17 protein-coding genes are annotated in these 14,923 nt (G+C 46.1%); 4 read left to right on the forward strand and 13 right to left on the reverse strand.

Annotated features, from left to right (window positions below):
- Nucleotides 1–4 precede the first annotated feature (4 nt).
- From SK33_RS08815 to SK33_RS08825, 3 genes are all read left to right on the forward strand, one after another.
- Complete coding sequence (locus SK33_RS08815; RefSeq protein ID WP_048218146.1) at nucleotides 5–469, forward strand: phage tail protein; 465 nt, start codon at nucleotides 5–7, stop codon at nucleotides 467–469.
- Nucleotides 466–1,632 (forward strand): phage late control D family protein, encoded by a 1,167-nt coding sequence (locus SK33_RS08820; protein WP_048218144.1) that lies wholly within the window; start codon nucleotides 466–468, stop codon nucleotides 1,630–1,632. The genes SK33_RS08815 and SK33_RS08820 overlap by 4 nt, the downstream gene beginning before the upstream one ends.
- A gap of 78 nt (nucleotides 1,633–1,710) precedes the next feature.
- Nucleotides 1,711–1,932 (forward strand): DNA-binding transcriptional regulator, encoded by a 222-nt coding sequence (locus SK33_RS08825; protein ID WP_075262471.1) that lies wholly within the window; start codon nucleotides 1,711–1,713, stop codon nucleotides 1,930–1,932.
- Between the two features lie 662 nt (nucleotides 1,933–2,594).
- On the opposite strand, the gene trhP is transcribed toward SK33_RS08825, so the two are convergent.
- The 3 genes from trhP to baeR all read right to left on the reverse strand — a co-directional run bounded on the left by trhP (nucleotide 2,595) and on the right by baeR (nucleotide 5,306).
- Entirely contained in the window at nucleotides 2,595–3,956 is a 1,362-nt protein-coding gene (trhP, locus tag SK33_RS08830; RefSeq protein WP_003844346.1) for a prephenate-dependent tRNA uridine(34) hydroxylase TrhP, read from the reverse strand.
- Between the two features lie 159 nt (nucleotides 3,957–4,115).
- A complete protein-coding gene (locus SK33_RS08835) occupies nucleotides 4,116–4,448 on the reverse strand; it encodes a YegP family protein (protein ID WP_003036800.1) in 333 nt (110 codons plus the stop codon).
- 135 nt (nucleotides 4,449–4,583) lie between these two features.
- Nucleotides 4,584–5,306, reverse strand: coding sequence for a two-component system response regulator BaeR (gene baeR, locus SK33_RS08840; protein ID WP_003036797.1), 723 nt, complete (start codon nucleotides 5,304–5,306; stop codon nucleotides 4,584–4,586).
- Between the two features lie 486 nt (nucleotides 5,307–5,792).
- On the opposite strand from baeR, the gene SK33_RS08845 reads away from it, so the two are divergent.
- Nucleotides 5,793–6,731, forward strand: a complete 939-nt coding sequence (locus tag SK33_RS08845; RefSeq protein ID WP_048218141.1) for an STM4504/CBY_0614 family protein — start codon at nucleotides 5,793–5,795, stop codon at nucleotides 6,729–6,731.
- Between the two features lie 381 nt (nucleotides 6,732–7,112).
- On the opposite strand, the gene SK33_RS08850 is transcribed toward SK33_RS08845, so the two are convergent.
- The 10 genes from SK33_RS08850 to SK33_RS08895 all read right to left on the reverse strand — a co-directional run bounded on the left by SK33_RS08850 (nucleotide 7,113) and on the right by SK33_RS08895 (nucleotide 14,901).
- Nucleotides 7,113–7,601: a hypothetical protein gene (locus tag SK33_RS08850; protein ID WP_048218139.1), complete on the reverse strand. Its 489-nt coding sequence runs from the start codon at nucleotides 7,599–7,601 to the stop codon at nucleotides 7,113–7,115.
- A gap of 2 nt (nucleotides 7,602–7,603) precedes the next feature.
- Nucleotides 7,604–8,227 (reverse strand): hypothetical protein, encoded by a 624-nt coding sequence (locus SK33_RS08855; RefSeq protein WP_053065181.1) that lies wholly within the window; start codon nucleotides 8,225–8,227, stop codon nucleotides 7,604–7,606.
- A gap of 313 nt (nucleotides 8,228–8,540) precedes the next feature.
- On the reverse strand, nucleotides 8,541–9,335 hold the full coding sequence (locus tag SK33_RS08860) for a Rha family transcriptional regulator (protein WP_048218136.1): 795 nt from the start codon (nucleotides 9,333–9,335) through the stop codon (nucleotides 8,541–8,543).
- A gap of 97 nt (nucleotides 9,336–9,432) precedes the next feature.
- The gene (locus SK33_RS08865) at nucleotides 9,433–9,732 is read right to left on the reverse strand and encodes a hypothetical protein (protein WP_162771962.1); all 300 of its coding nucleotides are present in this window, start codon (nucleotides 9,730–9,732) and stop codon (nucleotides 9,433–9,435) included.
- A gap of 138 nt (nucleotides 9,733–9,870) precedes the next feature.
- Entirely contained in the window at nucleotides 9,871–10,443 is a 573-nt protein-coding gene (locus SK33_RS08870; protein ID WP_048218130.1) for a hypothetical protein, read from the reverse strand.
- Between the two features lie 15 nt (nucleotides 10,444–10,458).
- Nucleotides 10,459–10,773 carry a hypothetical protein gene (locus SK33_RS08875; RefSeq protein ID WP_048218128.1) on the reverse strand — a complete coding sequence of 105 codons (315 nt, stop codon included), beginning with the start codon at nucleotides 10,771–10,773 and terminating at the stop codon, nucleotides 10,459–10,461.
- 14 nt (nucleotides 10,774–10,787) lie between these two features.
- On the reverse strand, nucleotides 10,788–11,204 hold the full coding sequence (locus SK33_RS08880) for a hypothetical protein (protein WP_048218126.1): 417 nt from the start codon (nucleotides 11,202–11,204) through the stop codon (nucleotides 10,788–10,790).
- A 24-nt stretch (nucleotides 11,205–11,228) separates the two neighbouring features.
- On the reverse strand, nucleotides 11,229–11,396 hold the full coding sequence (locus SK33_RS26725) for a helix-turn-helix transcriptional regulator (protein ID WP_075262470.1): 168 nt from the start codon (nucleotides 11,394–11,396) through the stop codon (nucleotides 11,229–11,231).
- A 1,215-nt stretch (nucleotides 11,397–12,611) separates the two neighbouring features.
- Nucleotides 12,612–12,941 (reverse strand): hypothetical protein, encoded by a 330-nt coding sequence (locus SK33_RS08890; RefSeq protein ID WP_247751702.1) that lies wholly within the window; start codon nucleotides 12,939–12,941, stop codon nucleotides 12,612–12,614.
- 736 nt (nucleotides 12,942–13,677) lie between these two features.
- On the reverse strand, nucleotides 13,678–14,901 hold the full coding sequence (locus SK33_RS08895) for a tyrosine-type recombinase/integrase (RefSeq protein ID WP_048218124.1): 1,224 nt from the start codon (nucleotides 14,899–14,901) through the stop codon (nucleotides 13,678–13,680).
- Nucleotides 14,902–14,923 lie beyond the last annotated feature (22 nt).

Below are 14,923 nucleotides of genomic sequence, written 5' to 3' on the forward strand. Positions count from 1 at the left end.
CAAAATGTTAATGGTGCTGGGCTTTTTTGTGTTTGAACGGCGCACCCTGCCGCATCAGTCGATGCAGTATTCGAAGGACTATCGGTGGGTGTCCAATGACCGTATCGGCAGGCGACCGGCTTATCAGTTTCTTGGGGAGGGGGAGACCTCGCGCACCCTGTCGGGGACGCTTTACCCTGAAATCACCGGCGGGCGTCTGTCGCTGCAGGCCATCGAACTGATGGCCGACGAGGGGCGTGCGTGGCCGCTGATTGACGGAACCGGCATGATCCACGGAATGTACGTTATCGATAAAGTGACCCATAACCACACCGAGCTTTTCAGCGACGGCGCAGCGAGAAAAATCGAGTTCACTCTGTCCCTGAAACGCGTCGACGAGTCGCTTGCGGCCATGTATGGCGACCTGAAAACGCAGGCGGATAATCTGGTCACGTCTGCCGGTGAATGGGCGGGAGGGCTGGCAGGATGATAACGGGAATGAATATTCAGGCCGGGGCGCGTGTTGCCCCTGCGTATATGCTCACGCTGGACGGGGCGGATATCACGCAGAATTTCAGCGACCGGCTTATCGGTCTGACCATGACCGACAATCGCGGATTCGAGGCTGACCAGCTCGATATCGCGCTCGATGATACTGACGGGCTGGTCGAGCTGCCGCCGCGCGGGGCATCACTGACGCTGTGGCTGGGCTGGCAGGGCTCCGCACTGGTCAACAAGGGGAGTTTCACGGTGGATGAAATCGAGCACCGGGGCGCGCCTGATACGCTGACCATCCGGGGACGTAGCGCAGATTTTCGCGGCTCGCTGAACTCACGGCGCGAGCAGTCATGGCACGACACCACGCTCGGGGTGATTGTGGAGACCATCGCGCAGCGTAATAAGCTGACGGCCAGTGTTGCTGATGCCCTGAAAGCCATCGCCATTCCGCATATCGACCAGACGCAGGAATCTGATGCGGCGTTTTTGTCCCGACTTGCTGAGCGTAACGGTGCATCAGTGTCGGTGAAAGCCGGGAAATTATTATTCCTGAAAGCCGGTAGTGCGATGACGGCCAGTGGTAAGCCGATCCCCCAAATGACCGTCGAGCGTGGCGATGGCGACCGCCATCAGTTCGCCATTGCAGACCGGAAGGCTTACACCGGCGTGACGGCGAAATGGCTACATACCAGAGACCCGAAACCACAAAAGCAAAAGGTGAAGCTCAAACGTAAACCCAAAGAGCAGCACCTGCGCGCGCTGCAGCACCCGAAAGCCACCAAAACATCAGCAAAGGCTAAGAAGAAAAAAGAGCAGGAAGCGCGGGAAGGTGAGTATATGGCCGGAGAGTCGGACAACGTTCTTGAGCTCACGACCATCTATGCCACAAAGGCGCAGGCCATGCGCGCGGCTCAGGCAAAGTGGGACAGGATACAGCGAGGCGTGGCGGAATTTTCCATTACGCTTGCCACTGGTCGGGCTGATTTATTTCCCGAAACGCCGGTGACCGTGAAAGGCTTTAAGCGCGTGATAGACGAGCAGGCATGGATAATCAGCCGTGTGGTGCACAGCCTTAACGGGAGTGGCTTCACGACGGGCTTAGAGCTTGAGGTTAAGGTTTCTGATGTGGAGTATGAGAGAGAAGAAATAGCGTAGTAATTTACTATATGTATTTGTTTTATAAGGTTAAAATGAGTAAAATCACAGTATTGAAAACGCTCAGAGGTGCTCATCATGTTTCACTGCCCGAAATGCCATTACGCCGCCCATGCCCGCACGAGTCGCTATTTTTCTGACACCACAAAAGAGCGGTATCATCAGTGCACAAACATCAACTGCAGTTGTACTTTTGTCACGACAGAAACCGTTGAGCGTTTCATCGTTTCGCCGGGGGAAGTCGTATCGGCTCCACCGCACCCGACGATGACCGGTCAGCATCAAATGCCCTGGCTGTGAACCAAAAGAAAACCCCGCAAATGCGGGGTTTTCTGTATTTTCGCGATTAGACATCGTCCGGTAGTTCGCGTATCGCTTTACGTATGTTTGATTCTGCGTCGTCAAGTTCACTTATAGCCCTGTTGATATCTGAACGGCCATTCTCTACCTTGGAGCGTGTACGCTTCAAAACGGTCATGGCGTCATCAATTGCACTTAGAGCCCGCTTTAATCTTCTCTTGGTATCCATCTTTGCCAATTCCTTGTTTTCATAGATATTTCACAATATTTAATGAGAATACATTGGTATTAATCGAAAATAAGTGTCTGGTATCTCATTTATACAACCTGAAAAAATGATTTGTGAGGGCTTCTTCCTGTCTGATGTGGCATTACTTTTTAGTTCAGGTGACGAAGGGGTAAGCCTCGCATAAGCGAGGCTTTTAGTATCGATGTGGTCAATGTGTGGACATTGATAGAAATAAATCCATTTATTTCAGTAGATTACAGGAAAAAAATAAGCCTGCGTAAGGGAGATTACGCAGGCTAAGGAGGTGGTTCCTGGTACAGCTAGCATTTATGGGTTATGTTTTTCAGCGGAGTGGATAATACCCTTAATGAACGAAACGGTATGTGATCGATTTCTAAGAATCTTCCGAACGCTGAAAAATAACCGTAATTAACTACTTAGCATGCGGGTTACGTGTGGACTCACTGGCAAAATTACGCATCAACAATGCATAATTCAGATCGATATCCTCTGGTACAGGCATCCACACGGTGTAACCATCGCCCGGCGCAACTGGCATGGCTTCGCCTTTCGCGTTTTCCATCTGCTCGAGAGTAAAGTTGATATTGCCTTGTGGGGTCATCAGCTCCAGGCTGTCGCCGACAGTGAATTTGTTTTTTACCAGCACGGCCGCCAGTTCACCTTTACGTTCGCCGGTGAATTCGCCGACAAACTGCTGACGCTCGGAAACAGAGAAGCCGTATTCGTAGTTTTGATAGTCGTCATGTGTATGGCGGCGCAGGAACCCTTCGGTGTAACCACGATGCGCCAGACCCTCCAGCGTTTCCAGCAGTTGCGGGTCGAACGGTTTACCGGCTGCGGCATCATCAATGGCTTTACGATAGACCTGCGCGGTACGTGCACAGTAATAGTACGACTTGGTGCGGCCTTCGATCTTCAGGGAATGCACGCCCATCTGCGTCAGGCGCTCAACGTGGGCAATGGCACGCAAATCCTTCGAGTTCATGATGTAAGTGCCGTGTTCGTCTTCGAATGCGGTCATGTACTCACCCGGGCGCTGGGCTTCCTCAATCATAAAGACTTTGTCTGTTGGTGCGCCAATACCCAGCGTGGGTTCGACGTTTTGTACCGGGATAGGCTCGTACTTATGCACGATATTGCCCACTACATCTTCTTTCCCTTCCTGCACGTTGTATTCCCAGCGGCAGGCATTGGTACAGGTACCCTGGTTTGGGTCACGCTTGTTGATGTAGCCAGAGAGCAGGCAACGGCCGGAGTAGGCCATGCACAGCGCGCCGTGAACGAAGATCTCGAGCTCCATATCCGGCACCTGGGTGCGGATCTCTTCAATCTCTTCCAGCGACAGCTCACGGGAGAGGATCACGCGGGTCAGCCCCATCTGCTTCCAGAACTTCACCGTCGCCCAGTTTACGGCGTTAGCCTGTACCGAAAGGTGAATGTCCATGTCAGGGAAGTTTTCGCGCACCAGCATAATCAGACCAGGGTCTGACATGATCAGTGCATCCGGCCCCATTTCCACCACCGGTTTCAGATCACGAATGAAAGTCTTCAGCTTGGCATTATGTGGGGCAATGTTAACCACCACATAGAATTTTTTACCCAGTTCATGGGCTTCATTAATACCGAGCTGCAGGTTTTCGTGGTTGAATTCGTTGTTGCGTACGCGCAGTGAGTAACGCGGTTGGCCCGCATACACAGCGTCTGCGCCATAGGCGAAAGCGTAACGCATGTTTTTCAGCGTTCCCGCCGGGGAAAGGAGTTCCGGTTTAAACATAATTTTCTCGTTCTGATGACAGGTCAGACTCGCCTCACTCAATGAGGCGGTTAGGGGAGTGCCCCCATATTAAGGGCGGGCATTGTAGCGCTGCAGGGAAGGCAGGTAAAGAAAAACGCCGGGCGACAGCGTTGCGTTACCCGGCTGAGCGAGTAATTATCAGGTCTTATCTTTTATCGTCTGACTGACACCATTGGTCTTAACCGAAGTAATACCGGTCTCGCGTGACTGTTCATTCGCATACAGTTGACTGCTACCAATAATCTGGTGGTTTGCAGCTTTCAGGTTGAAATGTAATTTTCCATTAGCCGCTGTTTTTTTCTCATAACGCTCATCCAGAGGGCTGTTAGCCTGGACAGATGCGATCCCTTTTTCCGCAGCGCTTTTGGTAGTGTAAAGCTCACTGGTAAGGATTATTTCCCCGTTCCCAGCTTTAAGAACAAAGCGGTACTGATCATCGCTACTCTTACTTAATTCAAACCAACCAGCCATATGAACTCCTTGATTAAAAGTTTTAGATCAAACAGTTATTGACGACAGTGTTGTCAGAAAGAGTATGAGCGATATTTGGAGAGTTGCTAGTCACCAGGGCCCCATGAAGCAGCGGGCCCTGAAGGGCAGGAGTGTTTAAGCAATTCGGCAGGCGTCGGCTTCCCAGCGATACCCCACGCCATAGACCGCGCGGATAAACGACTGCTCAGCATCCAGCGACTCCAGCTTGCGTCGCAGGTTCTTAATATGGCTGTCGATGGTGCGGTCGGTAACGACGCGATAATCGTCATAGAGATGGTTAAGCAATTGTTCTCGGGAGAATACTTTTCCCGGCTCATGTGACAACGTTTTAAGTAAGCGGAATTCAGCGGGTGTTAAATCGAGCATCTTCCCACGCCAGGAGGCCTGAAAACGGCCTTCATCGACGATAAGCGGGCTTTCTGCATCCATTTGTTGTAGTTCGCGCTGCGGTTTGCATCGGCGCAGGATCGTTTTAACACGCGCGACGACTTCGCGCGGGCTGTACGGTTTACAAATATAATCATCTGCACCGATCTCCAGCCCCAGCAGGCGATCAATCTCTTCGATTTTAGCGGTTACCATCATGATGGGGACTTCTGAGAAGCGGCGGATTTCCCGACACAGGGTCAGACCATCGGTACCGGGCAGCATCAGATCCAACAAGATCAGATCGGGCGGTGTTTGGCGCACGTAAGGCAGAACCAGGTCGCCGTGGCTGATGAGCGTAGGAGCGTAGCTCGCTGCCCGCAGGTAGTCTATGAGCAGTTGCCCCAGCTTGGGTTCGTCTTCCACGATCAGAATACGCGGTGTGTTTTCATCAATGGGTAACTCAGTCATACATCTCTCTGTAAATCATGGTTATGGCTCTCATGCCAGTAACGGCGTGGATATTGATAACTGTTGGTAAAATGTACCCCTGTCAGTATCCCCGTGATTGTAGCTGATGGTTAAATTATGCTCACATCCCCCACCATGTTTTGGGTGAATTTCTGGCATGCTGGCGCGTTTAGTGAGTTTCGGATATTCATAGCGACTTGTAAACATGATCACACCGCGCTAAATGTTCATCTGTTCAAATAAATGGGTTCTAAAACTATGCTCAAGCCAGTAGAGAAGAAGTTCTGGTGGCGACTATATGACTTACTCGTTAACGGCGCTGTAATCACGTTTTGAGGAAATCGTAGGCATATAGAAATAGCTTCAATGATATGATAGACAAGGAAAAGCTACGGGAAACCGTGTAATGTTCGGGAGTCACGGAGTCTCGGATCACCTCGCGGTGTAGTTCAAACTAACTTAATTATAGAAATTGAGCAGAATAAGATGGCAATTTTTAATTTATACTCAAAGCGACAAAAATTAATAAATGGCGAGATAGATGAAGTCTATTCTTATGATGAAATACCAAGAAAATTAAGAGTGCAAATAATACATATAATGACAGATGTAATAGGTTCGTGTACTTCATTTTCTAGTATGCGATTTTCTTCATATAGATCTAATAGATCAGATAACACCTACAAATTTATATGCAAAACATTACGCACCGAATATGGATTATTCACTTTAGAGAGAGATTCATACTCTTTCTTTACTGAGGTTCGAGACTTTTTTTTGAAAGCTGATGATGTAAATAAATGTCTGGATATCATAGACTTGACATTTAACGTCATAAATAGCGATCTGAGAGACTATTATAGAAATAGTCCAGAAAAAATCAATAATGCGATAGAGGAATTAAACATAAGGTTTAAGGAAAATGCTGTTGGTTTTCAGTTTGAGAATGGAGGATTAATGAAAATTGATTCTCAGTATATTCATTCTGAAGTAGTGAAGCCTACACTTTTTTTATTGAGTTCGAAGGATGAATACAATGGTTCAATGAATGAGTTTCTTTCGGCTCATGAGCATTATAGACATGGAAAATATAAAGAAAGCATGGTTGATTGCTTAAAAGCATTTGAGAGTTTAATGAAATCTATTCATGATAAGCGTGGGTGGGAATATGACCCCAAGAAAACAACCGCAAGGGAACTGGTTAACGGATGTCTCAAAAATGAGTTGATCCCAGAGTATTTGCAGAATCAATTTTCATCTTTGCGCGGTATGTTAGATAGCGGAATTGCTACAATTAGAAACAAAGAGGCTGGGCATGGACAAGGCGCTGATGTAAAAACGGTAGAAGAATCACTCGCAAGTTATATGCTTCATTTAACGGCGACTAATTTGCTGTTTTTAGCTGAATGCGATAAAGCATATTGATTGTTCAAATAATGATGAGACGAAAATAGGTTGCTGCGGAATTCGATTTCCGTAGCGGCCTTTACAATATTATTGCTCTGTGAAAAATAGCGATTAATCGTGTTGATAAAAATACAGAATTTAAATTCGTGGATTGAGCTTTACGAAATATTTAATGATTGATGAGGATATACGGAGGGATGGCAGGGGAGTAGATAAAAAATAGCGCCTAGAGGATTCGGCGCTATGCAATGAGTAAGTAGTTAATGGTGCTAATGAATCAAAACTAATTTCCTTCCCTAAATATATTACTCCATTTATTCCGATTGCTGAAATGTTTTTGCTAGTGTTGAATAAAGCCGCCTACGGCATTGTAAGTGGCAAAGTTAATTAGCTGATGAATTAGCGTCGGGGCTGAATTAAACCTCCTGGTCGTGTGGCCTGTTCCCTTATTTGGGCCATAGAGATCCGCTTGATAGTGGCTTCTAACTCGCGGCTATCCTTCTCACTCCAGCCGTTTGTAGTATTAACCGTTATGTTGTAGTTATTAATTACATCACCACCACCGCCGAAAGCGTCACGGTTACTTATTACGCGCCCGTTATCGCCTGGGATCATATATTGCTTATTGCCCTGTTGGAATAACTCAGGCTTGCCGTGTTCGCCTACGCGGTACATGTTCCCGCCTAATACGGATCCGCCGTTGTAACGTCTGCCACTGAAAAAGGATGAGGCAAAGCCCATAAGCCCTGATAAAGCACTCATTGCTATACCTGCGGCCCCGCCCATAGTAGCTGTGGACACTGCCGCCGCTGCTGGTGCTGCTGATGCCGCAATAGCTCCCATCTGTGCTGTGGTTGCCGCGCTGCTTGCTTGGCTTTGGGCTTCCATCACTATCTGCTGTCTAAGGTATTCCGTTTCCCCCCTTCAATAATGTCAAAGCCACGGATTTTTATATATTCTTCTGTAGGTATGAGCTTTTCATTGCCGTTTTGAATGATGATCCGCTTAGCGTTGATCTGTTGGATTACCTCATCGGCTTCCATTACGTCATCAAGAAATAGCATCGACATGCGGGCAAAGTTCAAGTTTTGTTCTTGCTCTAAGATTGAGACATCGATATTGGCAACGGCGGCAGCCTGTGCTTCTGCGTTGGCTTGTACGTTGTTGGTGTTGTTGATTGTCACGTTGCTTTCTTGCTTCCTCGGTGCATTACGGCCTATTGCGGCTAATCGAGCTTTTACCCTTAATCCGGCTTTGCTAATCGCTGCGTTATCTTCCCTTACTGTATCGGCAATGCTCATACATTCATCCATTAGCCTTTCTGCGGCGAATTCCTTTGCTAACGTTACCGCCTCCCGTAACTCTGGATATGTGCGGATCCATTTGAATATCGTCCTGACGGTTGGGAAGCCTGGTGTATTGCCGATCTGGTTAATTGATTTACCGTTTAATATTTCATCAATAATCTTATCAAGCCACTTTTCCGAATAAGTGGATCCGCGTGGTCTAGCCATAGTATTTGCCTCCTGTATGCTTAGATCTTATGCAAAATGTAAATGTGAATTATTACGTTAAGTTATTAATAGTTACCTAACCCTTTATTCATGCGGGCTGGCGGCTTAAATAGGTTTTGAATGTATCGCTTATTCTTCCTGTATCGCGCTGTGTAACGTTCGTTTATTTGCCGCTTATGATTGCCTATCTGTCATTTAAGGGTCGTTAAAACGTGTTTAAGCGCGTTTATTGATGGGTAATTCTTGCGTTGAATATCTGATTAAATACTTCGTGATCTGTTGGTTTAATGCGCTTCTCTGCTGCCGTCGCTGGTCATCCTATATCCCTTAATATCTTGGCAGTGTGGCTAATGGCTTCGTCTAATGTTTTACCTTCGCTCAGGGATTTTGTAATGCACTGGTTTTCTATCACCTGACAGGCGGTTAATTTGTTCAATTGATCCGGCGATAGCAAATCTCTCGATACTCCGCGCTTGCTTCCTATGAATCTGTTGTCCATTGCTGCCAGCTTCATATAGTACTCAGGTCTTGCGTCATGTTCTGCCAGTAGCTCTCTGGTCGGGTGGTAATTCAGTAATTGGATCTCTCGTTTCTCCAGGCGCTCGCGTATATAGCGATTATTCTTAATAATGCTATGGCGTAGGGCCATGATTCGATCTCTGTTTTCGCAGTTACCTCTCAGAAAACTAGCTAACAATTCGAACTGGTCGATATTCAATAGGTAATGCCTTTGTTTTTGACCTCTTTTGATAGGATTAATTCTGGATTTATAATCCAGTAATTCATCGCCACCATTCACAGCATCGGTTATACATTCCTTGTATTCGACGTTGGGCAATTTCCCGTACACTTCAAAATCTTCCTTGTTATTTCGCATCACTCTTGTAATGCTGTCGTGATCCATATCCAGGCGATTAGCAATCAATCGGCTTGATACTCTCCACTCATCACCGCGCCTGATTAATACATTATCAGCCGGATCCAATGTCACAACGGGTGCATATTTAGCCCGCTGGCGTGTTTTGGCGTGGTTAATTGCAAAGGCTCGCTTACATACTGAATGACCGAAAAAAGCGCGTGTAGTGGTTTTGTGGTTGTAAAATCGCATGTTCTTTCCCTCCGGTTATTTCTTAACGTTGATGCGGATCGGCTTGCGGATAATCCGCTGGTTAAATGTTGCTGTGTTGGCTGTTGCTCTGGTCAAATTAATCTTCCTTCTTCGGGCCGTGGCGTTGAATACCGCGCTTGCTGTAATGTTCATTCATGGATTCAATAACCTTTTCAAGCTCGCGTTTTAATTTTCTTAGATGTTTTTTCTCCTCCTTGCTCTCATTGTGCGCCGTCTTTAATTCTTCAAGCATCTGATCGATCACCTCAAGGATAATGTCTGCAAAATGTCTAATATTGTGTCGTTGGTAAAACTGATGTTTTGGATCCGGCTCGCGTTTCATTTTTTCGATTCGGCGGCTGATAACCTTCACGCCGATGGTAATGATGTTCAACATAATATTCACCTCGTTAAAAATCATCGGTTAATTGTGCTGGCAAAATAATAGAATTCACGTAAAGCTCTTGGCTTTAACAAAATGTTTAATACTCTCATGGGGAATAAATAGCCCGCGCTAGGCGGGCCATGTTGCTGATTAGAATTTAATTACTTTACTTGGCACGGGCTTGTTAATAATGCTGGCGTTTGCTGTAAGCTGCTTACCATCGCTCGGCAGAGTCCATTCCTCTGGGTGTTCTTTCATGTTCATCACTGCCTGGCTAATATACTCATCATCATTAAATAACGGGTTATAGACCGTATAGAACGGTTTAATAGATCCGTCACTCATATATAACTTGACAAGTTTTTTATTTAAGCGGGGTAAATGTTCAACCTCAGTCTTAACAATCCCCATTTCCTTCATAATTTCCAGGCGTTCGCCAGCGGCGGCAACCTCACGATTGTAAGCGCTTAATTGTTGCTCATACTGTACCTGGTGTACGGATATTTCGTAGCTCTTATTACTCATAAATTCATCCAGGGCTTCGGCAATATTGGCCTCGAATACTCCGCGCCGTCCATCGCTCATCACTGTTTCTTTGATATGCAGATCCGCGTGAATCTCTGCGCCGGATTGGAGTTTAATCACTGCCCCTTTGCCGCTGGTCGGGATATCTGCATCAAAAATACCGTGTTTCTCAAAAACGGCTGGTAATGTCATGCTCATGGGTAAATCCTCCTGTTAGTTGTTGAGAGCAAATTTAATGATTTCTTGCATGTGCTTCTGCTGGTCTGCCATGCGTTTCATGTTTTCCTCGCGCTTAACCTGATATTCATCAGGCGGCGGGGTTAAATAATCTGTCGGATTTGGTACATCATCACCGTAATTAATCGGCATATCCGGCGCGGGTGGCGTTCCGTCCGGTTGTTCTGCCTGAAAATAACCATCAGGATCCGGCGCTTTGCCGTCCGGCTGATAATGATTTTCGAAATAGCGCTCTGTGTCTTTATCAAGCTGTGTTTTGAAATATGTTTTCGGATCGGGTGTGTTGCTCATGGCTTGGCCTCCTGTTATTCAACCCAGGTACTCAAAACATCTATATAAACTTCTTCTAATGCTGCGTTGTCAAAGTCATTGGCGCTGGCGTAGATATTAAACAAATCAATTGCCGCTCTTACTTCCGGCTCGGTTTCGCCTTTGTGCTTCTTGATTAAACGCTTCTGTAAACCTTCCTCAATCGCCACCATTACGTGATATAGGCTGATCGGGTGTTTGCCGTTTGCCTTTATTCCCGTGTTAAGCGGTAGGTCATTATTGCCCGCCTGGATAGCTGCGTAATATAAAAAATCTTTTGCCACTAATATGCGCCCGATAGTTAACAGCTGATCCGCGTTAAGATTAATCAATCCCTTGTTATATTTCTCTACGGTTTCATGAATGTATTCCATGTGCTTTTCGCATTCGTGGATTTTGAAAGTATTAGCCATAGCGTGTTACCCTCCATTAGTTGCTTAAAGTGATTTTAGCCATTCGTTAATAGTCTCAGCTTTCCATACACTAGTGCGGCCTATTTTTAATGGTGCTGAAAAGTCGCCCCTGCTAATAAGTTTGTATAGTGTAGCCCTGCAAAATCCAGTAATTTCCAGGATGTCCGCTACACGATAAATTACCTTGTTCATGTTCGGCTCCTTTGTGTCGTGCTGTCTGTCTTTATATACAGAAGTGTCATTCTGTATATAAATAATCCCACATTTATTTAATAGGCGTTTTTTTTGATTTTAGCATTTCGTGCTATTTTTGAATGTGAGGAAATAGGGTGTTAGTGGTGCATTTAATTTACCTTTGTGACAATTAGCTTGCCTGGATTAGGTTTTTATTTATCCACGTAATTAATATTCCCTGGCTTCTGTGACCGCGTAGGACGCAATGTAAACGGCTCTATATTCGGCGCATACAAATAACACCGCGTGAGATTGTGGGGCCGTTATAGCTTGATTGGTGGTGTTTGTGTGGGCTGGCGTGGTAATTTTGCGGGCGGGTTAGGCGGCGGGATGGAATAGGGCGGCGGGGCATCCAGGCGGGCGGCGAAATAACTTGCTTTATATGGCGCGAAATGTCAGATCGCAGTGAATCACGGATCGTGCCTGTTCACTTACGATGATATGGCGTGACTGTATGCGGATTTTCTTTCCTTACTCCTAGCTTGTTGTTAGCTAAACCCATCAGGCTTATCAGTAACAGGGGGATCAATTCGTTTATCTTCGTTTACTGGTTTGCATTGCTGGCGATCACGCCTGATCTGTTCATAGGGATTGCGAATAAACGAACCTGTCATCATGCAAAGCGGGGTTTTCTTTCTCTGATGTGTCAGTCACTGCCGATCCCTGATGACCTGCTGTGATGAGAAAATAAATGTTAACCCTTACACATCCCGATTTTTAATCGGGTGAGGCCGCGTAGCGGTCGATACAGGAAAGTAAGTGGCGCTTATTGGCTGGCGTTGATAGGTGGGCTTCAATCGGTGGGTGTTGTGGGTTATTCCGGTCTGGAATCGCAGACACAATATGCCTTAAAACCTAATGTTGTTGCTTCGCATAGCTTGGTAGGTATCGCTAGCCCCGCTCATGTCCTCGCAAACATTGCGTTTGCTGCGGGCCGCTCGGGCGTGGAGTGGAAAGTGATTAATCTCGTTAACTGCTAAAACCATTATATCGGTGGTAATTATTCCAGCAAAATGTGAATTAAAATCATAACTAATTTTTTATATTAATAAATATTGGAATAGCGAAAAATATATTGGAATAATTTATTCCAACTACGACCAATTGCTCGAATTTTGATCGGGTAACTGGCAAGAAAAGCGGGCTATAGCAGATCAGTTAATCTTTTCAAAACTAATAACCTCTAACAGCCAATACAACGCCACCGATGATGCAAAGAACAATGATCCATAGAATGGCTGGCATTGGATTGCCATTTTTAGCTTCAGATGCCAGATGTGCATTAAACTCTTTTTTACTTTGTCTACGGCCATGTGTTGTAGAAAAATTATGTTGCCCTAACGGAATAGTCCCAGTCTCCACATATTGTTTCGCTGCCGCTAGCGTAGGAACAGGCCCAAAATCATGAGCACCATTAACATCAACAACAAGCCATCCTGAGCTATTTTTTACGATGAAACGCCCATCATCTACTGCATACTGCCCGGCCTGAATTCTAGTCACCTTAGCCAATGTTTGCCCCTAGCTACTTAATACCCATCATCATACTGTGCACTGATAATACTTTATTATAACCCCTTCGCAACTTATATAATCGCCTCGCTTCGGTATTGGTTGGTGATTGGTTTACGCGCCATTACTGCTTCGTGTTGGTTGATTAGTTCGGCAATATAGGCGGCCTGGTGGGTAAATTTCAGACAAAAAAACCAACTACAATTGTGTAGCTGTCCTGTTCAAGTTATGGAGGACATTAATCAAATAATGTGACAATAAACAGCGTTTCAATGGTAACAGGAGGGTAAACCATTGTAGTGAATAATAAGGCGGGCTATCAGTTCAACGTATGCCAGCGCTTTATGATAGAGGAACGTGTCAAGGTGTGTTCCGCTTCCCGCAACATCCACTTTCAATCGATGATTGATACAAGAAATTGGAGAATTCCGTATCAATAGATTCATTATGCCAGTGGTAACTACATATCGCTTATTTTTGTATCCTCATGACATGTGCGGAAAATGAATTATAACCTTATTATGAGGGTGTAAATAAAAGTTGAAGTCTTAACCATTTGTGACCGGAATTATTTTCCGGTGACTTAGTGCTAATGGTGGTATCTAAAACTAATTAAAAATGAATGCCGTTTAAACGCGCTGTATGGCGTTATGTAGGGGTATATTTTCTCGAATATACCTGTAAGGTATAGGCCGCATAAAGGCTATACGGCTCGATAGGGGAATATTCAGGAAGGGAATTTTATCATGGTTGCTGGTGGCGTTAATGGCTCAGGGGTTCCGGCTCTCAGTCTGTCGATGTAATCTGCGTAAGCCTGTAACATATCCTTACGCTGTGGTAATAACTGAGCGTGATTGTAGATACTCCTGATCGTGTTCTTATCTGCGTGAGCTAATGTTAACTCTATCCAGTTGGAAGGATACCCCGCATCATGTAACACAGTGCTTAGCAGATGTCTCAGGCCGTGGGGCGTTAATCTGCCGCCGTACCCTATCAGCTTGATCGCGTTGTTCAGCGTTCCGGCATTGATTGGCTTGTTTATGTTAAGCCTGTTAGGGAAGATAAGATCACTCATTGCCACATACTGGAGGCTTTGCAGGATAGATACAGCCTGGCGTGATAGTGGAACAATGTGTGGGCGCTTCATCTTCATACGCTCGGCGGGGATCTGCCATGTTTCCGCGTTGAAGTCTATCTCTGACCATTTACCGCCGCGTAGCTCGCCAGTTCTCAAGCCTGTGAGCATTAACAGCTTTATAGCTGCCTTAACTCTAAAGTCTCCCGTGTACGCCTCCAGTGCGTCCAGAAACGCCGGAATCTCACCAGGTTCTATTGTTGGGTTGTGACCGTGTTCCGGCTTCTGTAAGGCCATTGTGAGCCGTTCTGCTGGATTAGTTTTAGCGTGCCCGATCACTATGGCGTAATTGAAAACTTCGCTTATCCGGTTGCGAACCTTCCGCGCCTGAATGACTGCGCCGCGCTGCTCTATTGTTCTTAACAGGTTTAATACTTCCTGCGGGGTAATGTTGTTAACTGACTTGTTACCAATGGACGGAAAAACGTCCCGCTTCATGATTGACCGCGCATCATTTGCGTAGCGCTCTGACCATTGACCTGATCTGGCTTTGATGTAGTCGTCTGCTACCGTCTTAAATGACGGCACATAATTACCACTCTCTATCGCCTCCAGGCTGCGCCTTTCCTGTATGGGGTCTAATCCATCGCGTAACATTCGCCGCGCTTGTTGTGTGCGTTCTCTTGCTTCTGTTAGGGATACTTCGGGGTATACGCCAAGCGCTAACAACTTCTCTTTGCCATTGAAGTAATATTTCAAGCGCCAGTATTTGGATCCGTTTGGGTTAACTAACAGGAACATGCCGTTGCCGTCTGCTAGTTTGTAAGGCTTCTCGCGTGGCTTTGCTGCACCTACCGCTTTAATAGTCAGTTTCATAGGGGTATCTCATTTTAATGAT

Source organism: Citrobacter sp. MGH103, from assembly GCF_001034475.2.
GTDB classification, from domain to species: domain Bacteria; phylum Pseudomonadota; class Gammaproteobacteria; order Enterobacterales; family Enterobacteriaceae; genus Citrobacter; species Citrobacter freundii.